The organism is Rhizobium sp. FG113 (assembly GCF_057809895.1).
Map to the genome: position 1 here is coordinate 79,954 of NZ_JBMDKV010000010.1, position 25,504 is coordinate 105,457.

Here is a 25,504-nt window from a genome sequence, read left to right on the forward strand (position 1 = left end):
TGGGCTGAACGCTCAATGTCCGCAACCATCGCCGCACCAGATAACGGCGCCGGAAGCTCACTCCGCGGCAGCATTCTCCGTCAGCAAATGGCAAAGACTTGCCATTACCTCAGCAGCCTCCTTCAGCCCGGAGGCCACCACATGATCCGGCACGCCGTCGTCGATCAGCGTCGCAAGCTCTGCGAGGTCGTAGACGATGTGGCCGCGCCGTAGCTCGTTCTGGGCGAGATCGATGCCCAGTTCGGCATGCATGCGATGGATCGCTCTCGCGGCCGATATGACGAGCATCCGCTTCTGCGAGGCGTCGGCCACGTCAAGGCGATCCGAGGCTCGCGCGGTCTCTTGCGATTGCAGCAGATACGGGTGCATGACGTCCTCCTACTGGTCATCGAGCGATCGGCGGGCAGATCCTCCATCATGCCAGCGAATCGCCATTTAGTTGCATACTGAGGAATATTCACCAAAAACAACGCGGACTGCAACCCAGGGATTTATCAAGAAAAACAACATCTCTTTCGCCGTCCGCAGAGCCATCGACGTCCGCGCGGAAAGCTCGCTGAGAGCGGCGCCAAGGCCTCCGCAAGTCAAACAAAAAGGGCCGAACCCATAAGGTCCGGCCCTTCTATTTCAATTCACATCCACCCACCGGAAACCCGGTACGCGGAATTCTTACGCCTCGGCGTCCGGCGGCGTTTCGTCACCGGCCTCTGCGGCAGGCTCCTCGCCCGGCACAACGGCGGTCTCGTCGCCGTTCTCGGCACCTTCCTCGACCTCGTCTTCCGGATCGCGGATGCGCTCGACCGATACGACCTTCTCGTCCTTGGCGGTCGAGAAGATGGTCACGCCCTTGGTCGCGCGGCTGGCGATGCGGATACCACCAACCGGCACGCGGATGAGCTGACCACCATCCGAAACCAGCATGATCTGGTCGTTGTCGTCGACAGGGAAGGCGGCGACGAGTTCGCCGATTTCGCCCGTCTTCGACGTATCGGTGGCGCGGATGCCCTTGCCGCCACGGCCGGAGATGCGGAAATCGTAGGACGAGGATCGCTTGCCGTAGCCCTTCTCGGAAACCGTCAGCACGTACTGTTCGCGTGCCTTCAGCTCTTCGTAGCGCTCGTCGCTCAGCTGTCCCTCTTCGGTGACTTCCTCACCGACGAGCGCGATTTCTTCCGCCTCGCCCGTCGTCAGGCGACGCTCATTGGCAGCGCGCTTGAGGTAGGCGGCGCGTTCCCACGGCTCGGCATCGACATGGCCAACGATCGTCATCGAGATGATGCGGTCGTTGTCGCCGAGGTTGATCCCTCGTACGCCGATCGAGTTGCGGCCCGCGAAGACGCGGACGTCGTCGACCGCAAAGCGGATGCACTGGCCGAGCGCCGTCGTCAGAAGCACGTCGTCATGCTCGGTGCAGGTCTCGACGGAGAGGATTTCGTCGCCCTCTTCCTCGAGCTTCATCGCGATCTTGCCGTTGCGGTTGACCTGGACGAAGTCGCTGAGCTTGTTGCGGCGCACGGTGCCGCGCGTCGTCGAGAACATCACGTCGAGCGTTGCCCAGCTGTCCTCGTCCTCCGGCAGCGGCAGGATGGTGGTGATGCGCTCGCCTGGAGCCAGCGGCAGCATGTTGATCATCGCCTTGCCGCGAGAGGTCGGCGTGCCGATCGGCAGGCGATAGACCTTTTCCTTGTAGACGATGCCGCGCGAGGAGAAGAACAGAACTGGCGTATGCGTGTTGAGCACGAATAGCTGGCTAACGAAGTCTTCGTCACGCGTGGTCATGCCGGAGCGACCCTTGCCGCCGCGGCGCTGTGCGCGATAGGTCGTCAGCGGCACACGCTTGATGTAGCCGAGATGCGAGACGGTGACGACCATGTCCTCGCGGGCGATGAGATCTTCATCGTCCATCTCGAGACCGCCATCCATGATCTCGGTGCGGCGCGGCGTGCCGAACTCGTCGCGGACAGCAGCAAGCTCGTCCTTGACGATCGACTGGATGCGCACGCGCGACGACAGGATATCGAGGTAATCCTTGATTTCCTCGCCGATCTTGTTGAGTTCGTCGCCGATTTCATCGCGGCCAAGGGCCGTCAGACGGGCGAGACGCAGTTCGAGAATGGCCCGTGCCTGCTCTTCCGAGAGGTTGTAGGTCATGTCTTCGTTGATGCGGTGACGCGGATCGTCGATCAGGCTGATCAAGCTTTCGACGTCATGCGCCGGCCAGCGGCGGGTCATCAGCTCTTCGCGGGCGGACTGCGGATCCGGTGCCTGGCGGATGACGCGGATGACTTCGTCGATATTGGCGACAGCGATCGCCAGACCGACCAAGACGTGCGCGCGCTCGCGAGCCTTGCGCAGCAGGAACTTCGTACGCCGGCTAACGACTTCCTCGCGGAACGAAACGAAGGCGCGCAGCATGTCGAGCAGCTGCAGCTGTTCCGGCTTGCCGCCGTTCAGCGCCACCATGTTGCAGCCGAAAGAGGTCTGCAGCGGGGTATAGCGATAGAGCTGGTTCAGGATGACGTCGGCATTGGCGTCGCGCTTCAATTCGACGACGACGCGATAGCCCTGACGGTCGGATTCATCGCGCAGGTCGGAGATGCCCTCGATGCGCTTGTCGCGCACCAACTCGGCCATCTTCTCGATCATCGTCGACTTGTTCACCTGATACGGGATCTCGGTGATGATGATCTGCTCGCGATCGCCGCGCATCGGCTCGATCGTCGCGACACCGCGCATGATGACAGAGCCGCGACCCGTCTCGTAGGCCGAGCGGATGCCGGAACGGCCGAGGATCTTTGCGCCGGTCGGGAAGTCTGGACCAGGGATGATCTGCATCATCTCGGGCAGTTCGATCGCCGGATCGTCGATCAGCGCGATACAGCCATTGATGACTTCGACGAGATTGTGCGGCGGAATATTGGTCGCCATGCCGACGGCGATACCGCCGGCGCCGTTGACGAGCAGGTTCGGGAATTTCGCGGGGACGACCACGGGCTCGGAGAGCGTGCCGTCGTAGTTATCGCGGAAATCGACCGTTTCCTTGTCGAGATCGTCGAGCAGCGAATGCGCGGCCTTCTCGAGGCGGCATTCGGTGTAGCGTTCGGCCGCCGGCGGATCGCCGTCGACGGAGCCGAAATTGCCCTGGCCGTCGATGAGCGGAAGGCGAAGAGACCAGTCCTGCGCCATACGCGCCAGCGCGTCGTAGATCGCGGTGTTGCCGTGCGGATGGTATTTACCCATCACGTCCCCGGTCACGCGGGCGCATTTAACGTATTTCTTGTTCCAGTCGATGCCGAGCTCGGACATGCCGTAGAGGATGCGCCGGTGCACGGGCTTGAGGCCGTCGCGCACGTCAGGAAGCGCGCGGCTGACGATAACGCTCATCGCGTAATCGAGATACGACCGCTGCATTTCCTCCATAATGGAGATGGGCTCGATGCCTGGCGGGAGCTTCCCGCCGCCGGGGGGTGTTTGCTCAGTCAAAATGGATCACATCTCTTCTAGAATCACTTGAAGATTTATAGCGGAAAGGCTGTTCCTAAGCCAATTTTGCAGGAAGTTTTGAACAGGCTTTTACGGTCTAATCAGGGCAAATCGAGGCTTATCCGCCCCAGTCACCATCACGCACGCCGCGACATTTGCAAAATCGGTTTGCCCACATCACAATCGCGCGAAAACCAAGCCCGGATATGGGTATACGGAGACATGATGGCAAGCGCCGACCAACTGATCAACGCCTTCACAACCCTGCTCGTGACGATCGATCCGCCCGGCCTCGCGCCGATCTTTCTCGGCCTCACGGTCGGCATGAGCAGAGCCCAGCGCAAGCAGGTGGCGTTGCGCGGCACGATCATCGCTTTCATCATTCTTGCCGTCTTCGCACTCTTCGGATCGAGCGTGCTTGGCGTGCTCGGCATCTCGATCGGCGCCTTCCGCATCGCCGGCGGCCTGCTGCTCTTCTGGATCGCCTTCGAAATGGTGTTCGAGAAGCGCCAGGATCGCAAGGAGAAGACGGGCACGGCCGCGATCACCGTCGACCATATCCAGAACATCGCCGTCTTCCCGCTGGCGATCCCGCTGATCTCGGGCCCGGGCGCCATCTCCGCGACCATTCTGATCGCGGGCTCGATGCAGACGGCTTTCGAACTCGCGCAGCTGATCATCGTGATCGCCGCAAGCCTGCTCTTGCTCTTCCTCGCGCTGCTGATCGCCGACCGGCTGGACCGTTTCCTCGGCGTCACCGGCCGCGCCATCCTGACCCGCCTGCTCGGCGTCATCCTGGCGGCGCTCGCCACACAGTTCGTCGTGGATGGCATCAAGTCGGCGATGAACCTCGTTCCCTCGCCCGTCTGAGCTTTCAGTTAAAACGCAAACGGCGCACCCCAAGGCGCGCCGTCTGAATCCTTGCGATCGGTTGCACGATCAAAACGGAATATCGTCGTCGAGATCGCGCGAGAAGTTGCCGCCACCGCCGGAAGACGAACCACCGCCCGAGCCGCCACGGCCCGACGACTGCGAAGGCGAACCGTAATCGTCGCCATAACCGCCGCCGCCACCGAAATCACCACCGCCGGCATTGCCGCCACGGCCACCGCCGTAACCGCCGCCAGAACGATCGCCGCCACCTTCGCCGCGTCCATCAAGCATCGTCAGCGTCGACCCGAAGCCCTGCAGCACGACTTCCGTGGAATAACGGTCCTGGCCCTGCTGGTCCTGCCACTTGCGGGTCTGCAGCGCGCCTTCGATATAGAGCTTGGCGCCCTTCTTGACGTACTGCTCGACGACCTTGCACAGGCCTTCGTTGAAGACGACCACGGTGTGCCACTCGGTCTTTTCGCGGCGCTCGCCGGAATTGCGGTCGCGCCAGGTCTCCGATGTCGCGATGCGGAGGTTGGCGATCGGCCGGCCGTCCTGCGTCCGACGGATTTCGGGGTCTGCACCCACGTTTCCGATCAGAATTACCTTGTTCACGCTGCCAGCCATACTTTTCACCTTCTTGTCGTGTTGCCGATATTGCGAAGATCGCAACATGCGCAACGAAATTGACAACACCTTACCCCATCGGCCTTCGCCGGTGTGCGGTTGAGCTTCGTTAATCCACAACGAAATTTGTTCTTTATTTGTTCTATTTTATCATTATCATCGTGTCAACGGAATCGAAAAGCGTGAACCACAGGGATATTCAGCCTCGACTCGCCAGCCGGCATCACTACATAAAGGCTCTTCTTATCCCCCCGAGACATTGAAGCAGAAGACGATGAGCGAACTGAAGACGATTTCAATCCGTGGCGCGCGCGAGCACAATCTGAAGGGCATCGACCTCGATCTGCCGCGCAACAAGCTGATCGTCATGACCGGCCTGTCGGGATCGGGCAAATCCTCGCTCGCCTTCGACACCATCTATGCCGAGGGCCAGCGCCGTTATGTCGAGAGCCTGTCGGCCTATGCCCGCCAGTTCCTCGAGATGATGCAGAAGCCCGATGTCGACCAGATTGACGGCCTCTCGCCGGCAATCTCGATCGAGCAGAAGACGACCTCGCGCAACCCGCGCTCGACTGTTGGTACCGTCACCGAGATCTACGACTATATGCGCTTGCTCTTCGCGCGCGTCGGCGTTCCCTATTCGCCGGCCACCGGCCTGCCGATCGAGAGCCAGACCGTCAGCCAGATGGTCGACCGCATCCTGGCCTTCGAGGAAGGCACGCGCCTCTTCATCCTCGCGCCGCTCGTGCGCGGCCGCAAGGGCGAGTACAAGAAGGAACTCGCGGAGCTCATGAAAAAGGGCTTCCAGCGCGTCAAGATCGATGGCCAGTTCTACGAGATCGCCGACGCCCCTGCGCTCGACAAGAAGTACAAGCACGACATCGATATCGTCGTCGACCGCGTCGTCGTGCGCGCCGATATCTCGGCCCGCCTTGCCGACAGCCTTGAAACCTCGCTGAAGCTCGCCGACGGCCTCGCCATCGCCGAATTCGCCGACAAGCCGCTACCGGTGGAGGAAACCGCCGCCGGCGGCTCCGCCAACAAGTCGCTCAACGAGACGCACGAACGCGTGCTGTTCTCCGAAAAGTTCGCCTGCCCGGTCTCCGGCTTCACCATCTCGGAGATCGAGCCGCGTCTCTTCTCCTTCAACAATCCGGCCGGCGCCTGCCCGACCTGCGACGGCCTCGGTGCGCAGCAGAAGATCGACGCCAACCTGATCGTGCCGGAACCCGAGCGGACGCTGCGCGACGGCGCGATCGCTCCATGGGCCAAGTCGTCCTCGCCCTATTACAACCAGACGCTGGAAGCGCTCGGCAAGCATTTCGGCTTCAAGCTCGGCGCCCGCTGGAACGACCTCTCCGCCAAGGCGCAGGACGTGATCCTCAACGGCACCGAGGAGAAGATCGAGTTCCATTATGTCGATGGCGCCCGCTCCTACACGACGCACAAGAATTTCGAAGGCATCATCACCAACCTCGAGCGCCGCTGGAAGGAAACCGACAGCGCCTGGGCGCGCGAGGAGATCGAGCGCTACATGTCGGCAGCACCCTGCCCGTCCTGCAACGGCTTCCGCCTGAAGCCGGAAGCGTTGGCCGTGAAAGTCAACAAGCTGCATATCGGCCAGGTCACCGACATGTCGATCCGGATCGCCCGCGACTGGTTCGAGACGCTGCCTGACAGCTTCAACGCCAAGCAGAACGAGATCGCCGTCCGCATCCTGAAAGAGATCAGGGACCGCCTGCGCTTCCTGAACGATGTCGGCCTCGAATATCTGAGCCTCTCGCGCAACTCCGGCACGCTCTCGGGTGGCGAAAGCCAGCGTATCCGCCTGGCCTCGCAGATCGGCTCCGGCCTCACCGGCGTTCTCTACGTGCTCGACGAGCCATCGATCGGCCTGCACCAGCGCGACAACGCCCGCCTGCTGGAAACGCTGAAGCACCTGCGTGACATCGGCAACACCGTGATCGTCGTCGAGCATGACGAGGACGCCATCCTGCAGGCTGACGACGTCGTCGATATCGGCCCGGCCGCAGGCATCCATGGCGGCCAGGTCATCGCCCACGGCACGCCGCAGGACATCATGGCCAACCCGAAGTCACTGACCGGTAAATACCTGTCGGGTGAACTCGGCGTCACTGTTCCCGAGGAACGCCGCAAGGTGAAGAAGGGCAAGGAAATCAAGGTCGTCGGCGCCCGCGGCAATAACCTGAAGAACGTTACGGCATCGATCCCGCTTGGCGTCTTCACGGCGGTCACCGGTGTGTCCGGCGGCGGCAAGTCCACCTTCCTGATCGAGACGCTCTACAAGTCCGCCGCCCGCCGAGTAATGGGCGCGCGCGAAATCCCGGCGGATCACGACCGCATCGACGGCTTCGAGCATATCGACAAGGTCATCGATATCGACCAGTCGCCGATCGGCCGCACCCCGCGCTCCAATCCGGCCACCTATACCGGCGCCTTCACGCCGATTCGCGACTGGTTCGCCGGCCTGCCGGAAGCAAAGGCGCGCGGCTATCAGCCTGGCCGCTTCTCCTTCAACGTCAAGGGCGGACGCTGCGAGGCCTGCCAGGGCGACGGCGTCATCAAGATCGAGATGCACTTCCTGCCTGATGTCTACGTCACCTGCGACGTCTGCCACGGCAAGCGCTACAACCGCGAAACGCTCGACGTCACCTTCAAGCAGAAGTCGATCGCCGACGTGCTCGACATGACCGTCGAGGAAGGCGTCGAGTTCTTCGCCGCCGTCCCCGCCGTGCGCGACAAGCTGCAAGCCCTCTTCGATGTCGGCCTCGGCTACATCAAGGTCGGCCAGCAGGCGAACACGCTGTCGGGCGGCGAGGCCCAGCGCGTCAAGCTCGCCAAGGAACTCTCGAAGCGCTCGACCGGCCGCACGCTCTACATTCTCGACGAACCGACCACCGGCCTGCACTTCCACGACGTGGCAAAGCTGCTGGAAATGCTGCACGAACTGGTCAACCAGGGCAACTCGGTCGTCGTTATCGAGCACAACCTCGAAGTCATCAAGACCGCCGACTGGGTCCTCGACTTCGGCCCGGAAGGCGGCGACGGCGGCGGCGAGATCGTGGCGTCTGGCACGCCCGAGGCGATCGTCAAGGAAAAGCGGTCCTACACCGGCCAGTTCCTGAAAGAGCTGCTGGAGCGGCGGCCAGTGAAGAAGGTGCAGGCGGCGGAGTGAGCGATATCCTCTCCACGGTGCGTGTGCTGATCGCTGACGGCAAGTTCAGGGTCTCGGCACACGCACTGCAGGAGTTGTTGAACGACCATCTGCTGATCGAGCCGTTGGTGATGGATATATCGTCGGCGCTCGTCGTGGAGGAGTATCCTGAGTATCACAGGGGTTCCTGTGTTCTGGTCCTGCAGACGGACGAACGCGGACGCCCCATACATTTGCTTTGGGGCATCCCATCAGGCGCATCCGAACCGGCGGTGTTGATAACAGCATACATTCCCGATCCAGATCGCTGGAATGACGATTTCACCAGGAGGAAGCCACAATGACGAGACAGGCGTCGCAACTCATTCGTGAGGGGGAATATGCCGCCGAGGTCGTCGTGGAGCTTCACGACGATGGCGGCGAATGGTCCCCGACGGTAAGCCCGGAAGATATCCGCAAGCTTGATCGCGTACGTCGGGCTCTTCGTGCGCATGATTTCGAAGGTGCCGAGAAGGATGGACGCGTTTACCGCCTCGTGCCGCGCGAGGCTGACTATCCGAAGAGCGGTTTTGGCGAAAACGAACAGGATGGATTGAAGTCATGAAAAAACCCGGCACCATTCGCGTCGGCATCGGCGGCTGGACCTTCGAGCCCTGGCGCAACCACTTCTTCCCGTCCACGCTGAAGCAGAAGGACGAGCTGAATTATGCCAGCCGGCAGCTGAAGGTCATCGAGGTCAACGGCACCTATTACAGCTCACAGAAGCCTGAGACTTTCGCCAAGTGGGCGGCTGATGTCCCTGAAGGCTTCATCTTTTCGCTCAAGGCCAGTCGCTTCAGCACCAACCGCAAGATCCTCTCCGAGGCCGGTGAATCGGTCGAGCGTTTTCTCGGCCAGGGCATCGTCGAACTCGGCCCGCATCTCGGCCCCATCCTCTGGCAGTTCGCGCCGACGAAGAAGTTCGAGCCGGAGGATTTCGAGGGTTTCCTGAAGCTCTTGCCGGACAAGCAGGATGGCCTGCCGCTGAAGCATGTGGTCGAAGTCCGCCACGACAGCTTCAAGGTGCCTGAGTTCGTGGCGCTGCTGGCGAAATACGGCGTCGCCCCGGTTGTCGCCGAACATTTCGATTATCCGATGGTGGCGGATGTCACCGCCGATTTCGTCTATACGCGCCTGCAGAAGGGCTCGGACGAAATCAGGACCTGTTACCCGCCGAAGGAGCTGAAAGCCTGGGCCAAGCGCCTGGAGACATGGGCCGAGGGCAAGGTGCCTGATGATCTGCCGCTTATCGATAGCGACCGCAAGGTCAAGGTCGAGCCGCGCGACGTCTTCGCGTTCATGATCCACGAAGGCAAGGTCAACGCCCCCTTCGGCGCCATCGCGCTGCAGGAAGAGGTCGGCAAGTAGTCAGAGTGGCAAGACGTGGCTGACGAGGTCTTCCGCCGTCAGTCCCTTGCCAGCCCGGTTGCCCGCTTCGGCGTGCATGTAGACGCCGGCGGCGGCCGCCTCGAAGGCCGGCAGCCCCTGCGCCATCAGAGCGCCGATTATCCCCGCCAGCACATCGCCGGAGCCGGCGGTGGCTAGCCAGATCGGCGCGTTGGTGTTGATCAGCGCCCGACCATCCGGCGAGGCGATCACGGTGTCGGGCCCCTTGTAGACGATGGCCGCATTGGCCCGCGCCGCGGCCGCCAGCGCCTTGTCGGCCTTGCCGAGATTGGCATCCGCAGCGATATCCGGAAACAATCGCGAAAACTCGCCCTCATGCGGCGTAAGAACCAGCCGCGTCTCGCCTTCCGCGAACAATGCGAACAGCGCCTCGGGATCCTCGCGGAAGGATGTGATGCCATCCGCGTCGAGAACCAGATGCCGATGGGACAGTGCTGCCACGAAACCACGCGCCTTCTCGCCTGCCCCGAAGCCTGGCCCGAGCACGAAGCTGCGCAACCGCTCGTCCTTCAGCCAATCCAGGAGCTCGGCGTCCCCATCGACGCCGTGCAGCATCACGGCCGTCAGATGCGTCGCGTTCTCGTCCATGGCATCCGCGGGCGAGGCGATCGTCACCAGCCCGGCGCCGGCCTTCAATCCGGACATGGCCGACATCCGCGCAGCACCCGTCTTGCCCTTCTCGCCCGAAAAGACGACGAGGTGGCCGCGCTTGTACTTGTGCGTCTCCTGCCCGGATGATGGCAGCCACCGCTGCCACCGTTCCGGCCGGTTCTCCGCCAGCTTGCCCGATGCCTGCCCACGCACGATGCGTGCAGGTATACCGATATCGAGCACCTCAAGCACGCCGGAAAGCTCCCGACCCGGCATCAGCAGATGCCCCGGCTTGCGTGTCATGAACGTGATCGTGCGCTCGGCGGCAAATGCCGCCCCCAGCATCATGCCCGTCCGGCCGTCGATGCCGGATGGCAGGTCGACGGCAAGCACCGTCAGGCGAGCTTTCTCGATTCTTGCGATCACCGCTATGACCGCCTCGGGCACCGCCCGCGTCAACCCAGCCCCGAACAGCGCGTCGATAACAACATCACCTTCGGCAGGCTGGTATTCCTCGATAGGCGCCCCTTTACCCGACCAACCGCTAAAGGCCCGCGCAGCGTCGCCCTTCAGCCGATCGGGATCACCCAGATGAAACAGCGCGACCTCTACACCGCTATCCTGCAGGCACTGCGCCGCCACATACCCATCGCCGCCATTGTTACCGGGACCGCACAACACGACGGCCCGCCGCGCAGAGGGATAGTACCGCAGGAAGGCCGCCGCCACCCTGGCGCCTGCCTGCAGCATGAGGCCGAAACTGTCGATGCCCGAGGCCGCAGCGGCGGCATCGACCGCGGTCATTTCTGCGGGGGTGAGGAGAAGGTCTGCGAGTTGATTGTCCATTCAGCCATTGAAGCAGAATCCGCCTAAAAAACAACCGATTGGCGCAAAATCTGGAAGATCATTATTTGTTCATTTGCACATATTTTAATCGTGACAACAAGCCAGAAAGAAAGCATGAGACATCGTGAATATTCCTCGTTTCGGTCGAAATTTAAGCTTTTCGCTTGCAACCTGCGCCGTTTTTGACAAAAAAATCGTTGAAATTGCTGAAAATCGCTCGACTTTCGGTCTCCGGCTGCCATTTCCACGAAGATTCCGCTTTCCAACTGGCACGATAACTGCATTCTATCGGGGGGTGGGTATGAGCCTGCTATAACGGGAGAAGCGGAGAGTCATTTTCTCATGAAAAAGATCGAAGCGATCATTAAGCCCTTCAAGCTGGACGAAGTGAAGGAAGCCCTTCAGGAAGTTGGCCTGCAGGGGATCACAGTCACGGAAGCAAAGGGCTTCGGTCGCCAAAAAGGCCACACGGAATTGTACCGTGGCGCGGAGTATGTCGTCGATTTCCTGCCGAAGGTGAAGGTCGAAGTCGTCCTCGCCGACGAGAACGCGGAGGCCGTCATCGACGCGATCCGCAAGGCCGCGCAAACCGGCCGTATCGGCGACGGCAAGATTTTCGTATCCAATATCGAAGAAGTCATTCGTATCCGTACCGGCGAAACCGGTGTCGATGCGATCTGACCTGTTTGGTCCAGGCGAGGCAATCGTCTCGTCTTCTCAAATGAAGGAACCATTTTATGGCGACCGCAAGCGAAATCCTCAAGCAAATCAAGGATAACGACGTCAAGTTTGTTGACCTGCGCTTTACCGACCCAAAGGGCAAGCTGCAGCACGTCACGATGGACGTGGTTTGCGTCGATGAAGACATGTTCGCCGATGGCGTCATGTTCGACGGCTCCTCGATCGGCGGCTGGAAGGCGATCAACGAATCCGACATGGTGCTGATGCCCGACACGGAAACCGTCCACATGGACCCGTTCTTCGCGCAGTCCACCATGGTCATTCTCTGCGACATTCTCGATCCGGTCTCCGGCGAAGCCTATAACCGCGATCCGCGCGGCACCGCCAAGAAGGCTGAAGCCTATCTGAAGGCATCCGGTATCGGCGACACCGTCTTCGTGGGTCCTGAAGCCGAGTTCTTCATCTTCGACGACGTTCGCTACAAGGCCGACCCCTATAACACCGGCTTCAAGCTCGATTCGACCGAACTGCCGTCCAACGACGATACCGAATACGAGACCGGCAACCTCGGCCACCGTCCGCGCGTCAAGGGCGGCTATTTCCCGGTTCCGCCGATCGACAGCTGCCAGGACATGCGCTCCGAAATGCTGACGGTTCTCTCGGAAATGGGCGTCGTCGTCGAAAAGCACCACCACGAAGTGGCCGCTGCCCAGCACGAACTCGGCATCAAGTTCGACACGCTCGTTCGCAACGCCGACAAGATGCAGATCTACAAATACGTCGTGCACCAGGTCGCCAATGCCTATGGCAAGACGGCAACCTTCATGCCGAAGCCGATCTTCGGCGACAACGGCTCGGGCATGCACGTCCACATGTCGATCTGGAAGAGCGGCAAGCCGAGCTTCGCGGGTGATGAATATGCCGGTCTCTCCGAGAGCTGCCTCTACTTCATCGGCGGCATCATCAAGCATGCCAAGGCGCTGAACGCCTTCACCAACCCGTCGACGAACTCCTACAAGCGTCTCGTCCCGGGCTATGAAGCACCGGTTCTGCTCGCCTATTCGGCACGCAACCGCTCGGCCTCGTGCCGCATTCCGTTCGGCAGCAACCCGAAGGCAAAGCGCGTCGAAGTCCGCTTCCCGGATCCGATGGCGAACCCATACCTCGCCTTCGCCGCCATGCTGATGGCTGGCCTCGACGGCATCAAGAACAAGATCCATCCCGGCAAGGCCATGGACAAGGATCTCTACGACCTGCCGCCGAAGGAACTGAAGAAGATCCCGACGGTGTGCGGTTCGCTGCGCGAAGCGCTGGAAAGCCTGGACAAGGACCGCAAGTTCCTGACCGCCGGCGGCGTCTTCGACGACGACCAGATCGACTCGTTCATCGAGCTGAAGATGATCGAGGTCATGCGCTACGACATGACCCCGCATCCGGTCGAATACGACATGTACTACTCGGCGTAAGCCCTCAGAAAGCCCCGGTTCGCCGGGGCTTTCGTCTATCCGACGTCACGGAAACCTCGCGTTGATGTGACACTCATGTGACGAGTTCTCGCACAAATCTTGATTTGGGTGAGATCAATCACCAAATCAGGTGATGAAAGGAAGTCGTACCATGAAAGAAAGACTAGCTAAGTTCAGTATCGGCGAAGTGGTTCGGCACAAGGTATTTCCGTTTCGCGGCGTCATCTTCGATGTCGATCCGGAATTCGCGAATACGGAAGAATGGTGGAATTCTATTCCCGCCGACGTGCGCCCCAGCAAGGACCAGCCCTTCTACCACTTGCTCGCCGAAAACGAAGAAAACGAATACGTCGCCTACGTATCCGAACAGAACTTGATGAATGACGAAAGCGGCGAACCGCTTCGTAACGAACAGGTCTACCAGATTTTCGATATGGCACCGACGGGGCAGTTCAAACCCAAGATGAGCTTCACCCACTAAGTCGCTGCATATGCATTTCAAACCCCGCCTTCCCAGCGGGGTTTTTCTTTGGCCTGAACCCGGCCTGCAGGCAACAAAAAACCCGGCGCTAAGCCGGGTTTTTCGACAATCCATAAGGATCGATATTACTGGGCCTTGGCAGCCTTCTGGGCGTCTTCAAGCTTCTTGCGCGCTTCGTCGGCCTTCTTCTGCATGCTGTCCTGCAGGCTCTTCTGGCTTTCGGCGAGCTTGGAAGCGGAAACCGCTTCGCCGTCGAATGCGCCGGTGAAGCCTTCAAGCGAGATCTTGATCGGGTTCGGCGCACGGCGGAAGTTGATCGAGGTCAGAACCAGATCGGTGCCCTTCTTCAGGCTGGCGACCATGGCGTCAGTCAGCGGGATCTGCGCGACGCAACGATCCGGCATGCACATCAGGTAGTCGATCTTCTGCGGCTTGCCGCCGTCGATCTGCATGCCGATGCCCGGCGGGATCAGACGTGCCGGAGGAACGGAAACCTGCAGGCTCTTGTTGTTCACCTTGCCGGAAACGGTGATGAGGCCAACGCCCGTAACGAGCTGACCGCCGGTGGCCAGAACAACGTTCTGCACGACGCAGACGTCATTGTCTTCCTGCTTGTTGCAGGTCTTGTACCAACCAAGGCGCGGTGCGCCAGCAGCCTGTGCGCCAGCGTCGGCAGACGCATCCTGCGCATAAGAAGACACCGGAGCCACTGCGGCGCCAAGCATCACTGCCATTACGGACAGGGCTGCCCGTGTTTTCTTTTCAGACTTGAACATCATAACGAATTCCGTCTCCTGATATCCCGTTGGGACAGCCCATTTGCCGTCCTCACCAACAGGGTTGTTCGCATCTGACCTCTTAAAACAATGAGGCAAATGCATGACCCCCCGACTTCGGGGTCCCTGTTACATCGCGTTGCTGGAGATTTCCAGTGTTTCTTTGGCGTTTTGGGTATCGCCGGAAAGAATTTGCTCCTGATAGTGAATTGCGCGGCTGGCATGTTAGTCTGCCGCCGAATCGCGCCGTTTTCCGGAAAGGATTTCGACTATGCTCCGGATCGTTCTCCCCGTCGTCTTCACCCTGGTTTGCGGGGCAGCCGTTGCCGAACCCGTGCATGGCATCGCAATGCACGGCGCCCCTGCTCTACCTCAGGATTTCAAGCACCTGCCCTATGTCAATCCTGACGTGAAGAAGGGCGGCAAGATCTCCTATGGCGTCGTCGGCACCTACGACAACCTGAACCCTTTCATCCTGAAGAGCATGCGCACCACGGCGCGCGGCATGTGGGACCCTGAATACGGCAATCTGGTCTACGAAACGCTGATGCTGCGCTCGCGCGACGAGCCCTTCACGCTCTATGGCCTCCTGGCGCAATCCGTCGAATGGGACGACGACAGGACCTATATCCAGTTCAATCTGAACCCAGCCGCCAAATGGTCGGATGGCCAGCCGGTCACGCCCGATGACGTCATCTTCTCCTTCAACATCCTGAAGGAGAAAGGCCGCGTGCCCTTCAGCACGCGCCTCAACGCCGTCGAGAAGATGGAGAAAGTCGGCGATCACAGCGTCCGCTTCACCTTCAACGACAAGGCCGACCGCGAATTCCCACTGATTCTCGCCGGCTCGACGCCCATCCTCCCCAAACACGCGATCGACGCGGAGAATTTCGACCGCTCGACGCTGAAGCCGCCGATCGGCTCCGGTCCCTACAAGATCAAGTCGCTGAAGCCCGGCGAAAGCATCACCTTCGAGCGCGACCCGAATTACTGGGGCAAAGATCTCCCGGCCAAGGTCGGCCTCGACAATTACGACCAGATCACCGTGCAGTATTTCCTGCAGGACACGACATTGTTCGAATCGTTCAAGAAGGGCGACGTCGATATCTATCCGGATGGCAGCCCCGGCCATTGGGCGAGCGCCTATAATTTCCCGGCGGTCACATCGGGCAATGTCGTCAAGGATGAGTTTCAGCCCAAGCTGCCTTCTGGCATGTTCGGCTTCGTCTTCAACACCCGCCGACCGCTCTTCGACAATGTGAAGCTGCGCGAGGGCCTGTCGCTGATCTTCGACTTCGAATGGGCGAACAAGAACCTGTTCTCCAGCGCCTATATCAGGACGCAGAGCTACTGGCAGAACTCAGAGCTCTCCAGCTTCGGCGTACCGGCCGACGAGCGCGAACTGAAGCTGCTCGGCCCGATCAAGGATCGCATCGATCCTGCCATCCTCGACGGCACCTACAAGCTTCCTGTGACCGACGGTTCCGGCCGCGACCGCAATGTGCTGAAGCAGGCCGTCGAGCTCCTGAAACAGGCAGGCTACACGATCAAGAACGGCAAGATGAGCGACGCCAACGGCCGCCCGCTCGCCTTCGAGATAATGACGCAGAATACCGACCAGGAAAAACTCGCCGTCTCCTACCAGCGCTCGCTGCAACTGCTCGGCATCAACGCCTCGATCCGCACCGTCGATGATTCGCAGTATCAGAGCCGCACCAACACCTTCGACTACGACGTCATCGTCAAATCCTTCACCTCGTCGCTATCGCCTGGCATCGAGCAGGTCGGTCGCTGGTCGTCGGCCTCACGGGATCGCGACGGCACCGACAATTTCGCCGGCGTCGCCGATCCCGATGTCGATACGCTGATCCAGCACATCCTCAACGCGCGTTCGGCCGAGGATTTCACCGCCGCCGTCCGCTCGCACGACAGGCTGCTGCTGTCGGGTCACTACGTGCTGCCGCTCTATCACGTCGACAACCAGTGGGTCGCGCGCAGCAAGCGCATCGGCCACCCCGACCAGGTGCCGCTATACGGCTATCAGCTGCCCGCATGGTGGGATCAGAGCGTCCAATAACAGGTGGTTCTCTTTTCCTGCCTGGTTGAACTGGCCACCCTCAGCGACTAGATGGCTTCAAACGCCCTTTCGGGGCCAGCAATTCAGAAAAGGAAAGCCCATGGAACGCATAGTCATCGACGTCGTCTCGGATGTCGTCTGCCCCTGGTGCTATCTCGGCAAGGCGCGGCTGGAGCTCGCGATCGCGGAAGTCCAGGACGAAGTCGGCGTCGACGTCAACTGGCGCCCCTATCGCCTCAACCCGGACTATCCCCCGGAAGGCGTCGACCAGAAGGCAGCGCTTGAGAAAAAGCTTGGCGGTGCCGAGCGTGTCGCCGAAGGTCACAAGATGCTGACCGAACTCGGCCGCGAAGTCGGAATCAACTTCAATTTCGACGCCATCAAGATCGGCCCGAACACCCTCGACGCCCACCGCCTCATTCACTGGGCGATGATCGAGGATCGCGACAAGGCTGACCGCGTGGTCGATGGCCTGTTCAAGGCGAATTTCGAACAGGGCCTGAATGTCGGCGATCACGCCGTGCTGCTCGACATCGCCGAAAAATCCGGCCTCGACCGCGCTGTCACCGCCTCGCTGCTCACGTCGGATGCCGACAAGGGTCTCGTCGTCGAGGAAATCGAATCGGCGCAGAAGATGGGCGTCAACGGCGTCCCCTTCTTCATCTTCGACCAGCAATACGCCGTCAGCGGCGCCCAGACGCCTGATGTCATCGCGGGCGCGCTGCGCGACATCGCCAAGGCCAAGGCCGAAGCCCGCGCCGGGATGAACTAAGCAACATCTCTCCCCAAAGCAGCCTCACACTCTTCCCTCATCCCGGCCTTGAGCCGGGATCCAGCAGGCCCAAGTCTTTGGGCCGGAAGAGTCTTTTCGCCGCGCGGACGCGCGTCGGCTGGATCCCGGCACAAGGCCGGGATGAGGGGCGTAAGGGCGCTCGCACGACCACGACTGTGTGGCCGACGCCTGATCCGCCCTACTTCGCCAACTCCGCCAGCTGCGTCATGATCACAGCCGCCCCCTGCAGTCGCTTCTCCGGCGTCGGCAGGTCGCGGGTCAGGAACACGCTGTGGTCGGGGCGGATCTTCGCCATCGAGCCCTGCTTGGCGATATAGCCCACCAGATTGCCGGGGTTCGGGAATTCCTTGTTGCGGAACTGGATGACCACGCCCTTCGGCCCGGCATCCACCTTCTCCACATTGGCGATACGGCAGAGCGATTTGACGTAGACGATCTTCAAGAGATGCTGCACCTCGATCGGCATCGGCCCGAAGCGGTCGATCATCTCGGCGCCGAAGGCATCGATTTCCTTGAGCTCGGTGATCTCGCCGAGACGCCGGTAGAGTGCCATGCGCAGATGCAGGTCCGGCACGTAACCGTCGGGGATCATCACCGACGTGCCCACAGAAATCTGCGGCGACCAGCCGGTATCCTGGATTTCGTCGACGCCCTTCACCTCGGCCACCGCCTCTTCCAGCATCTGCTGGTAAAGTTCGAAGCCGACCTCCTTGATATGACCGGACTGCTCCTCGCCGAGCAGGTTGCCGGCGCCACGAATATCGAGGTCGTGGCTCGCAAGCTGGAAGCCGGCGCCGAGCGTATCGAGCGATTGCAGCACCTTCAGGCGCCGCTCGGCCGTCGCCGTCAGCACCTTGTTGACGGGCAGTGTGAACAGCGCGAAGGCGCGCACCTTGGAGCGGCCGACGCGGCCACGCAGCTGGTAGAGCTGCGCCAGGCCGAACATGTCGGCGCGGTGCACGATCAGCGTATTGGCCGTCGGCACGTCGAGACCGGATTCGACGATCGTCGTCGATAGCAGCACGTCGTAACGCCCCTCATAGAAGGCGTTCATGATGTCCTCAAGCTCGCCCGGCGGCATCTGGCCGTGGGCAATCGCAACCTTCAGTTCCGGCAAGTCGGACTGCAGGAAGGCGTGAACCTCTTCGAGATCGGCCAGACGCGGGCAGACATAGAAGCTCTGGCCGCCGCGATAATGCTCGCGCATCAGCGTCTCGCGGATCACGAGCGAATCGAACGGCGAGATGAAGGTGCGCACTGCCATGCGGTCGACCGGCGGCGTGGTGATCAGCGACAACTCGCGAACACCCGTCATCGCCAACTGCAGCGTGCGCGGGATCGGCGTCGCCGACAGCGTGAGCACGTGAACGTCGCTCTTCAGCTCCTTCAGCCGCTCCTTGTGCTTGACGCCGAAATGCTGCTCCTCGTCGATGATCAGCAGGCCGAGATTGGCGAACTGGATGCCGGAGCCGAGCAACGCATGCGTGCCGACGACGATATCGGTCTTCCCATCGGCGATTTCCTTCTTCGTCAGCGCCAGCTCCTTGGAGCCGACGAGGCGCGAGGCCTGTTGCACGCGCACCGGCAGACCGCGGAAGCGCTCGGAGAAGGTCTTGAAGTGCTGGCGCGACAGAAGCGTCGTGGGCACCACGACCGCCACCTGAATGCCGTTCATCGCCGCCACGAAGGCCGCGCGCAGTGCAACCTCGGTCTTGCCGAAGCCGACGTCACCGCAGACCAGGCGGTCCATCGGCCGCCCGGCGCCGAGATCGGAGCGCACCGCCTCGATGGCGTTGTCCTGATCTTCCGTCTCGTCGTAGGGGAAGCGCGCGGCGAACTCGTCATAGAGCCCCTCCGGCGTCGTCAGCACCGGCGCATGCCGCGTCAGCCGCTCGGCGGCGATGCGGATCAGGCCGTCAGCCATGTCGAGCAGGCGCTTCTTGAGCTTGGCCTTGCGCATCTGCCATGCGCCACCGCCGAGCTTGTCGAGCTGAGCCTCTGTCCCCTCGCCGCCATAGCGCGACAAAAGATCGATGTTTTCGACGGGCAGGAACAGCTTCGCCTCGTCGGCATATTGCAGCTCCAGGCACGCATGCTGCGCGCCGGCCGCCTGAATGGTCCTGAGCCCAATGAACCGGCCGATACCGTGCTCCGCATGCACGACAACAGAGCCTTCGTCGAGACCCGCGACCTCGGAGATGAAGTCGGCGGCCCGCTTGCGGCGCTTCGAGCGGCGCACCATGCGGTCGCCGAGAATATCCTGTTCGCCGATGACGACGAGATTGCCGACCTCGAAGCCCGTCTCCAGGCTGTAGACGCCGGCCGCAGCCTCGCCCTGCTCGAGCTTGTCGATCTCCTTCAGCGCCGCGATCGGCTTGACGCGCGCCAGCCCATGCTCGGCGAGAACCTGAAGCAACCGCTCCAGCGACCCTTCCGTCCAGGCAGTGATCAGCACCTTGGCGCCGCTCGCCCGCCTGTCGGCGATATGCTTGACGACAACGTCGAACACATTGACGCGCTCGGCATTGCCGCCGCCCTCGGCACTCGGCCGCGCCCAGCGTTCGCCCTGGCGGGCATCGAGGTTGACGACGCGGCGCGCCTCGCCCTCATGCTCGTTGAATGGCGTGATCCGCATCGCATCGAAAGCGTCGAGCGTTGCCGCAAACGTCTTGCCGTCGAGATAGAGCTGGCCGGGCACCACGGGCTTGTAGGGCGTGCCCTGCGACATGCCCTTGACCGGCTTGCCCGAATTCAGACGCGCATCGTAATAGTCGAAGACCAGCTTCGAGCGCTCCTCGGCAGCTTCCCGCACCGTATGGTCGGTGACCAAACGGAAGCCCTTGAGATAGTCGAAAACCGTCTCCAGCCGGTCGTAGAACAGCGGCAGCCAGTGTTCCATCCCAGGATAGCGCCGCCCTTCCGAGATCGCGAGATAGAGCGCGTCGTCGCGGGTCGCGGCACCGAAGGTCGAGAGATAATTCTTCCGAAAGCGGCTGATCGTATCGGGCGTCAGCGTCACCTCGCTCATCGGGTTGAGGTCGAGCGAGCGCACCTGCCCCGTCGTGCGTTGGCTGGCCGGATCAAAGCTGCGGATGCTCTCAAGCGTATCGCCGAAGAAATCGAGCCGCACCGGCTCTTCCGAGCCCGGCACGAAGACGTCGAGAATGCCGCCGCGCACAGCGTATTCGCCGACTTCGCGCACGGTGGCGACGCGGTCGAAACCATTGCGCTCCAGCCGTCCGGCGATGTCGTCCATCCGCACCTGGTTGCCCGGCCGCGCCGAGAACGTCAGGCTCTCGATCACATCCTGCGGCGCCACCTTCTGCAGCATGGCGTTGACGGTCACCAGCACGATCGCCGCATGCGGCTTCTTGCGGTGCGCGATCAGCCCGCCGAGTGCGGCGAGCCTGCGTGCGGAGGTGTCTGCGCTCGGTGACACGCGATCGTAAGGCAGACAGTCCCAGGCAGGCAGCGTCAGAACGGGAATGTCGGGCGCGACGAAACCGAGCATCTGCTCCAGATCGGCCATACGCTGCCCGTCGGAGAGCACATAGGCGACCGGCGCGCCGGCGCGGGCAAGCTCGGCCAGCAGCATCGGCTCCAGTCCGGCGGGCACATTGCCTATCGTCAGCGGCACGTTCAGCGCCGTCAGCTTCTTCGCATCAAAACCGGGGATCATCATCCATTCCTGGGCAGGCTGTCGGCGGGGTATTCGAAATCGGGCTTGTAGGCGCACAGGCGCGTAAACATCGGTGTCTGGAAACGCTCAGGGATCGGCCAGGTTCCCATGATCCAGCGCACCAGATCATTATCCTCTTCCGCCATGATCGTCTCGAACTCGTCGAGTTCCTCATCCGAGAGATCTGCGATCTCGCGCTCGGCGAACTGGCCGAACACCAGATCCATCTCGCGGATGCCGCGATGCCAGCAGCGGAACAATATCCGGCGGCGGCGGGGATCGAGATCGGCGCTCGAGAGTGTGACACCTGTCATGGCATAGCTTCCTGTTGATGCGCCTCTATAGACCCTCGAAAGCGGCTTGTCAGCCTTGCCAAGCACGCATTGTTCGTCGCATTTTGCCGGCATGCGCCCCGCCATTCTCGATCCGCTGTTCTCCTCCGTCTCCGGCCTGCCCGGCGTCGGCCCAAAGATCGCCGAACTGCTCGCCAAGCTCTTCGGCCGCGAGACGCCGGAGGATTGCCGTGTCGTCGATCTGCTCTTCCATGCACCGCACTCGCTGATCGACCGGCGCAACCAGCCGGGCATCGCGCGCGCGCCGCAGGGCGCCATCGTGACGATCACCGGCCGCGTCGACCGCCACCAGCCGCCGCCGAACAAGAAGAGCAACGTCCCCTACCGTGTCTTCCTGCACGACGAGACCGGCGAACTGACGCTCGTCTTCTTCCGCGGCCAGTCGACATGGCTGGAAAAACAGCTTCCTCTCGATGAAGAGGTCACCGTCAGCGGCAAGATAGACTGGTTCAACGGCCGCGCCTCGATGGTCCACCCGGATTACATCGTCAAAGCCAGCGAAGCGGAAAACCTGCCGCTGGTCGAGCCGATCTACCCGTTGACGGCGGGTCTTTCGCCAAAGACACTTCGCAAGATCATCGAAGCCGCCCTGCCGAAGACACCTGATTTCCCCGAATGGATCGACGCGGCGCTGGCCCAAAAGCAGGGCCTGCCCTCGACCGCCGATGCCTTCCACGGCCTGCACGAGCCGCGCGACCCCGCCGATATCGATCCGCAGGCGCCGGCCCGCCGCCGCCTTGCCTATGACGAGTTCCTGGCCGGCCAGCTGTCATTGGCGCTGGTGCGCCAACGATTGCGCAAGGTCGCCGGCCAGCCGGTGCATGCGACCGGCCATCTCAGCCGCCAGATCCTCGAAGCCTTGCCGTTTTCGCCCACGGCTAGCCAGACCGAGGCGATCGCGCAGATCCTGAAGGACATGGCGGGCGACGACCGCATGCTGCGCCTGCTGCAGGGCGATGTCGGCTCCGGCAAGACGCTGGTGGCGCTGATGGCGATGGCCGCCGTCATCGAAAGTGGCGGCCAGGCCGTGCTGATGGCGCCGACCGAAATCCTCGCCCGCCAGCATCACGCGACCATCGCCAAGTACACGGCCGCCGCCGGCATCCGCATCGAGGTGCTGACCGGCCGCACCAAGGGCAAGGAACGCGATGAGATCCTCGAGAGGATCGCGTCCGGCGAGGCCCAGATCGTCATCGGAACCCACGCGCTGTTCCAGGATACGGTCAACTACAAGAACCTGATGCTGGCTGTCGTCGACGAACAGCACCGCTTCGGTGTCCACCAGCGCCTTCGCCTGACCGCCAAGGGCATCACGCCGCACATGCTGGTCATGACCGCGACGCCGATCCCGCGCACGCTGGTGCTGGCAGCCTTCGGCGACATGGACGTCTCCAAGCTCACCGAGAAGCCCGCCGGCCGCAAGCCGATCCAGACGATCACCATCCCCACGGAGCGTATCGGCGATATCGTCGGGCGCCTGAAGGCGGCTTTGCGCGATGGCAAGAAGGCTTACTGGATCTGCCCGCTGGTCGAGGAATCTGAAGAGAGCGACCTGATGTCGGTCGAGGAGCGTCACGCCACGCTGGTGTCCGCACTCGGGCCCGGCATCGGCCTGATCCACGGCCGCATGAGCGGTGCGGAGAAGGACGCGGTGATGATGGCGTTCAAGTCAGGCGAAATCCGCCTCCTCGTCGCGACCACGGTCGTGGAAGTCGGCGTCGACGTGCCGGATGCGACGATCATGGTCATCGAGCACGCCGAGCGTTTCGGTCTGGCACAGTTGCACCAGCTGCGCGGCCGCGTCGGGCGCGGCGACGAGCCCTCCACCTGCATCCTGCTCTATCGCGGACCGCTGGGCGAAACCGGCCACGCGCGTCTCACGATCATGCGCGATACGGAAGATGGTTTCAGGATCGCCGAAGAGGATTTGAAGCTCCGCGGAGAAGGCGAATTGTTGGGAACGCGGCAGTCGGGAACCCCGGGCTTCAGGATTGCGAGCCTCGAGGCGCATGCCGATTTGCTGGAGATTGCCCGCAAGGATGCGGCCTATCTGATCGAGCGCGATCCGGACCTGACGTCCGAAAGGGGCAACGCCGTGCGCACCCTGCTCTACCTCTTCCGCCGCGACGAAGCGATCCGCTTCCTCCACGCCGGCTGACCGCCGATATTACCAGACATCGACAGCTTGAAAGGCGCCGCGCGACCAATAAGCCGCGCGGCGTATGACATCAGATCTGGGCGCCACGCGCCTTGGTCGTGGCGTCGAAGGCCTTCTGCACGTAGGTGTCGCGGTCGTAAACGTCGTTGAAATACTGGACGACGCCGTTCTTGTCCGGCCAGGCCGTAAAGTAGGCGATGTAGACGGGGAACTTCTGCGGCACCTGCACCGCGTGGTTCTTCCCGGTCGCGATTTCCTGACCGATCTTGTCGACCGTGGTGTTCAGAACGGCGGCCGCCATCGCGCGTGGATCTGCGAGACGCACACAGCCGTGGCTGAGCGCACGCATGTCACGCTTGAAGAAGCTCTTCGACGGCGTGTCGTGCATGTAGATCGCATGCGCGTTCGGGAACAGGATCTTCAGTTCGCCAAGCGCGTTGTCACCGCTCGGTGGCTGGCGCACGGAGACGTTCGCCGTCGAACCGTACCAGTCGACGCTGGACGACGGCACGGCGCGGCCGCCGACGGCGACTTCATAGCCCATGCGATCGAGATAGTTCGGGTCGGAGCGCAGCTTCGGCAGCATCTCGTTGATGATGATCGACTGCGGCACGCCCCAGAACGGGTTGAATTCGACCGTCTGGATCTGATCCTGGAAGAAGAATGTCTGGTGCGACGGCTGGCCGATCACCACGCGCATCGACAACTGTTCCTTGTTGTCGTTGTGGTAGTAGACCATGAAAGCCGGCTGATTGATGAAGACGTAGCGCGGGCCGAGATCGGCCGGCAGCCAGCGAGCCTGTTCCATCGCCACGACAACCTTCTCGATCTTCGAGCTGTTGCTGTCGCCGCCAGTCATCGTGCGAACGGTCGCCTGGCCGACGATGCCGTCAGGCTTCAAGCCATGTTCCTTCTGGAAGGCTTCGACCAACGTCACGATCTCGGGCGAGTAATCGATACCGCCGGTGTAGGCGGCCAGCGTCGCGGCGTTCTCGCTCTTCAGCGCGGCCGAGCCGTGCTTGTCGATCGCCTTGACGATGTTGGGGATTTCCGAAGAGGTTTCGCCGGGATGCAGCACGCCGCTGAGTTCGATCTTGATCGGCTGCTCGCCATTGCCCTCGCCCTTCAGCTTGGCAAGCTCGGCCTGCAACGCGACGAACTGCGGACCATTTGGCGTGCGGCTCGAGAGATAGGCGCCGACATCGGGGCTCATCCGTGCCAGCTTCAGCACAGGATCGAGATTGACCGTCTTGCGGGCGAAGTCGTGATAGCCGGAGAGCTTGTTCGGGTCGACGCGACCACGGATCGTGTCCTGCACATAGGCCAGGACCTTGGCCGACAGCGCCAGCTCGAACTGCGTCAGCGCGCGGTCGCGCATCGCGGGATCCGGGTTGGCCGGATCGACAGCGGGAACCTCGACGGTATAATCGGCCGGGTCGAGACCGACGGAACCGGCATTGGCGAGGAACGCCATCGCTGCCTTGGCGCGATCGTTGACCTCGGTGCCGGTAAGCCAGACCAGTTCGTTCTTGGTGTCGCCGTAGTAAGTCTCGAGAGCCTTGGCGACTTCGACAGGGGCGCGGACCTTGGCATCGATCAGATAGCGACGCTGCACCGACGGCGTGGCATCGCTCGGCGTACCGACGGCTGCGACCGCGCCGGTGACGACAGGATCGGTGAACTTGCCGGTGTCGACAAGCCGCATCGGATCCACCTTGTAGGTGTAGTAACGCGGTGCGGACACCTTCGGCAGCGGCGCGCTGGTATTGGCCTGCGGCGGCAGCATTTCAGGAGCCGGATTGATGATGGTGCTCTGGGTGCGGGCACGATCACCTCGGATCATGTCCATCAGCGTATAGGCATGCGCGGGTGCGACACCCATCGCGGCCATACCGCAGGAAAGTGCCAGTGCGGAAACCGCACCTTTCAAGAAGAATGTCATGCTTTTTCCAGTCCCAGTATCATGCTGTCTTCGGTCATGGGCATCGCCCAGCTCAAA

19 protein-coding genes are annotated in these 25,504 nt (G+C 61.9%); 11 read left to right on the plus strand and 8 right to left on the minus strand.

All coding sequences use genetic code 11. The features are described 5' to 3' along the window. Positions 1-57: 57 nt before the first annotated feature. Both ACODTZ_RS21630 and gyrA read right to left on the minus strand, forming a co-directional pair. Positions 58-369, minus strand: coding sequence for a hypothetical protein (locus ACODTZ_RS21630; protein WP_489027930.1), 312 nt, complete (start codon positions 367-369; stop codon positions 58-60). 300 nt (positions 370-669) lie between these two features. Then, positions 670-3,483 carry a DNA gyrase subunit A gene (gene gyrA, locus ACODTZ_RS21635; protein ID WP_489027931.1) on the minus strand — a complete coding sequence of 938 codons (2,814 nt, stop codon included), beginning with the start codon at positions 3,481-3,483 and terminating at the stop codon, positions 670-672. A 225-nt stretch (positions 3,484-3,708) separates the two neighbouring features. On the opposite strand from gyrA, the gene ACODTZ_RS21640 reads away from it, so the two are divergent. Then, positions 3,709-4,353, plus strand: coding sequence for a MarC family protein (locus ACODTZ_RS21640; protein ID WP_018900549.1), 645 nt, complete (start codon positions 3,709-3,711; stop codon positions 4,351-4,353). Positions 4,354-4,422: 69 nt separating this feature from the next. On the opposite strand, the gene ACODTZ_RS21645 is transcribed toward ACODTZ_RS21640, so the two are convergent. Next, a complete protein-coding gene (locus tag ACODTZ_RS21645) occupies positions 4,423-4,983 on the minus strand; it encodes a single-stranded DNA-binding protein (RefSeq protein WP_047512240.1) in 561 nt (186 codons plus the stop codon). Positions 4,984-5,257: 274 nt separating this feature from the next. Between ACODTZ_RS21645 and uvrA the strand changes: the two genes are divergently transcribed. From uvrA to ACODTZ_RS21665, 4 genes are read left to right on the plus strand one after another with little or no spacing between them, the layout of a single operon-like run. Then, positions 5,258-8,179, plus strand: a complete 2,922-nt coding sequence (gene uvrA, locus ACODTZ_RS21650; protein ID WP_489027934.1) for an excinuclease ABC subunit UvrA — start codon at positions 5,258-5,260, stop codon at positions 8,177-8,179. Further along, a complete protein-coding gene (locus tag ACODTZ_RS21655) occupies positions 8,176-8,502 on the plus strand; it encodes a DUF4258 domain-containing protein (protein ID WP_489027936.1) in 327 nt (108 codons plus the stop codon). Before uvrA ends, ACODTZ_RS21655 begins: the two co-directional genes overlap by 4 nt. Further along, a complete protein-coding gene (locus tag ACODTZ_RS21660; protein WP_489027938.1) occupies positions 8,499-8,762 on the plus strand; it encodes a hypothetical protein in 264 nt (87 codons plus the stop codon). Before ACODTZ_RS21655 ends, ACODTZ_RS21660 begins: the two co-directional genes overlap by 4 nt. Then, positions 8,759-9,565 carry a DUF72 domain-containing protein gene (locus ACODTZ_RS21665; protein ID WP_489027939.1) on the plus strand — a complete coding sequence of 269 codons (807 nt, stop codon included), beginning with the start codon at positions 8,759-8,761 and terminating at the stop codon, positions 9,563-9,565. The genes ACODTZ_RS21660 and ACODTZ_RS21665 overlap by 4 nt, the downstream gene beginning before the upstream one ends. Here the strand turns inward: ACODTZ_RS21665 and ACODTZ_RS21670 are convergent, their stop codons facing one another. After that, on the minus strand, positions 9,566-11,041 hold the full coding sequence (locus ACODTZ_RS21670) for an NAD(P)H-hydrate dehydratase (RefSeq protein ID WP_489027941.1): 1,476 nt from the start codon (positions 11,039-11,041) through the stop codon (positions 9,566-9,568). A gap of 342 nt (positions 11,042-11,383) precedes the next feature. Here ACODTZ_RS21670 and ACODTZ_RS21675 point away from each other — a divergent pair, with 342 nt between their 5' ends. The 3 genes from ACODTZ_RS21675 to hspQ all read left to right on the plus strand — a co-directional run bounded on the left by ACODTZ_RS21675 (position 11,384) and on the right by hspQ (position 13,669). Further along, positions 11,384-11,722 (plus strand): P-II family nitrogen regulator, encoded by a 339-nt coding sequence (locus ACODTZ_RS21675; RefSeq protein ID WP_018900556.1) that lies wholly within the window; start codon positions 11,384-11,386, stop codon positions 11,720-11,722. A 56-nt stretch (positions 11,723-11,778) separates the two neighbouring features. Beyond that, on the plus strand, positions 11,779-13,188 hold the full coding sequence (gene glnA, locus ACODTZ_RS21680) for a type I glutamate--ammonia ligase (protein WP_018900557.1): 1,410 nt from the start codon (positions 11,779-11,781) through the stop codon (positions 13,186-13,188). 151 nt (positions 13,189-13,339) lie between these two features. Then, a complete protein-coding gene (hspQ, locus tag ACODTZ_RS21685) occupies positions 13,340-13,669 on the plus strand; it encodes a heat shock protein HspQ (protein ID WP_018900558.1) in 330 nt (109 codons plus the stop codon). Positions 13,670-13,794: 125 nt separating this feature from the next. Here the strand turns inward: hspQ and ACODTZ_RS21690 are convergent, their stop codons facing one another. Next, complete coding sequence (locus tag ACODTZ_RS21690) at positions 13,795-14,448, minus strand: invasion associated locus B family protein (protein WP_111563521.1); 654 nt, start codon at positions 14,446-14,448, stop codon at positions 13,795-13,797. 268 nt (positions 14,449-14,716) lie between these two features. Between ACODTZ_RS21690 and ACODTZ_RS21695 the strand changes: the two genes are divergently transcribed. Continuing rightward, on the plus strand, positions 14,717-16,522 hold the full coding sequence (locus ACODTZ_RS21695; protein WP_489027944.1) for an extracellular solute-binding protein: 1,806 nt from the start codon (positions 14,717-14,719) through the stop codon (positions 16,520-16,522). 100 nt (positions 16,523-16,622) lie between these two features. Then, entirely contained in the window at positions 16,623-17,294 is a 672-nt protein-coding gene (locus ACODTZ_RS21700; RefSeq protein ID WP_489027946.1) for a DsbA family oxidoreductase, read from the plus strand. A 199-nt stretch (positions 17,295-17,493) separates the two neighbouring features. Here the strand turns inward: ACODTZ_RS21700 and mfd are convergent, their stop codons facing one another. Beyond that, a complete protein-coding gene (gene mfd / locus ACODTZ_RS21705; RefSeq protein ID WP_489027948.1) occupies positions 17,494-20,994 on the minus strand; it encodes a transcription-repair coupling factor in 3,501 nt (1,166 codons plus the stop codon). Then, the gene (locus ACODTZ_RS21710) at positions 20,994-21,308 is read right to left on the minus strand and encodes an FAD assembly factor SdhE (RefSeq protein WP_489027950.1); all 315 of its coding nucleotides are present in this window, start codon (positions 21,306-21,308) and stop codon (positions 20,994-20,996) included. The genes mfd and ACODTZ_RS21710 overlap by 1 nt, the downstream gene beginning before the upstream one ends. Before the next feature lie 91 nt (positions 21,309-21,399). Between ACODTZ_RS21710 and recG the strand changes: the two genes are divergently transcribed. Further along, the gene (recG, locus tag ACODTZ_RS21715) at positions 21,400-23,505 is read left to right on the plus strand and encodes an ATP-dependent DNA helicase RecG (protein WP_489028091.1); all 2,106 of its coding nucleotides are present in this window, start codon (positions 21,400-21,402) and stop codon (positions 23,503-23,505) included. A gap of 70 nt (positions 23,506-23,575) precedes the next feature. On the opposite strand, the gene ACODTZ_RS21720 is transcribed toward recG, so the two are convergent. Further along, complete coding sequence (locus ACODTZ_RS21720; protein WP_489027952.1) at positions 23,576-25,447, minus strand: L,D-transpeptidase family protein; 1,872 nt, start codon at positions 25,445-25,447, stop codon at positions 23,576-23,578. Between the last annotated feature and the right edge of the window lie 57 nt (positions 25,448-25,504).

Excerpts from the sequence above, each read along its gene's own strand:
- mfd (WP_489027948.1), bottom strand. The coding sequence starts at position 20,994 with ATGATCCCCGGTTTTGATGCGAAGAAGCTGACGGCGCTGAACGTGCCG.
- hspQ (WP_018900558.1), top strand. The coding sequence starts at position 13,340 with ATGAAAGAAAGACTAGCTAAGTTCAGTATCGGCGAAGTGGTTCGGCAC.
- ACODTZ_RS21660 (WP_489027938.1), top strand. The coding sequence starts at position 8,499 with ATGACGAGACAGGCGTCGCAACTCATTCGTGAGGGGGAATATGCCGCC.
- ACODTZ_RS21700 (WP_489027946.1), top strand. The coding sequence starts at position 16,623 with ATGGAACGCATAGTCATCGACGTCGTCTCGGATGTCGTCTGCCCCTGG.
- ACODTZ_RS21690 (WP_111563521.1), bottom strand. The coding sequence starts at position 14,448 with ATGATGTTCAAGTCTGAAAAGAAAACACGGGCAGCCCTGTCCGTAATG.
- ACODTZ_RS21630 (WP_489027930.1), bottom strand. The coding sequence starts at position 369 with ATGCACCCGTATCTGCTGCAATCGCAAGAGACCGCGCGAGCCTCGGAT.
- recG (WP_489028091.1), top strand. The coding sequence starts at position 21,400 with ATGCGCCCCGCCATTCTCGATCCGCTGTTCTCCTCCGTCTCCGGCCTG.
- uvrA (WP_489027934.1), top strand. The coding sequence starts at position 5,258 with ATGAGCGAACTGAAGACGATTTCAATCCGTGGCGCGCGCGAGCACAAT.
- ACODTZ_RS21675 (WP_018900556.1), top strand. The coding sequence starts at position 11,384 with ATGAAAAAGATCGAAGCGATCATTAAGCCCTTCAAGCTGGACGAAGTG.
- ACODTZ_RS21640 (WP_018900549.1), top strand. The coding sequence starts at position 3,709 with ATGGCAAGCGCCGACCAACTGATCAACGCCTTCACAACCCTGCTCGTG.
- ACODTZ_RS21695 (WP_489027944.1), top strand. The coding sequence starts at position 14,717 with ATGCTCCGGATCGTTCTCCCCGTCGTCTTCACCCTGGTTTGCGGGGCA.
- ACODTZ_RS21665 (WP_489027939.1), top strand. The coding sequence starts at position 8,759 with ATGAAAAAACCCGGCACCATTCGCGTCGGCATCGGCGGCTGGACCTTC.
- ACODTZ_RS21710 (WP_489027950.1), bottom strand. The coding sequence starts at position 21,308 with ATGACAGGTGTCACACTCTCGAGCGCCGATCTCGATCCCCGCCGCCGC.
- ACODTZ_RS21720 (WP_489027952.1), bottom strand. The coding sequence starts at position 25,447 with ATGACATTCTTCTTGAAAGGTGCGGTTTCCGCACTGGCACTTTCCTGC.
- ACODTZ_RS21670 (WP_489027941.1), bottom strand. The coding sequence starts at position 11,041 with ATGGACAATCAACTCGCAGACCTTCTCCTCACCCCCGCAGAAATGACC.
- glnA (WP_018900557.1), top strand. The coding sequence starts at position 11,779 with ATGGCGACCGCAAGCGAAATCCTCAAGCAAATCAAGGATAACGACGTC.
- ACODTZ_RS21645 (WP_047512240.1), bottom strand. The coding sequence starts at position 4,983 with ATGGCTGGCAGCGTGAACAAGGTAATTCTGATCGGAAACGTGGGTGCA.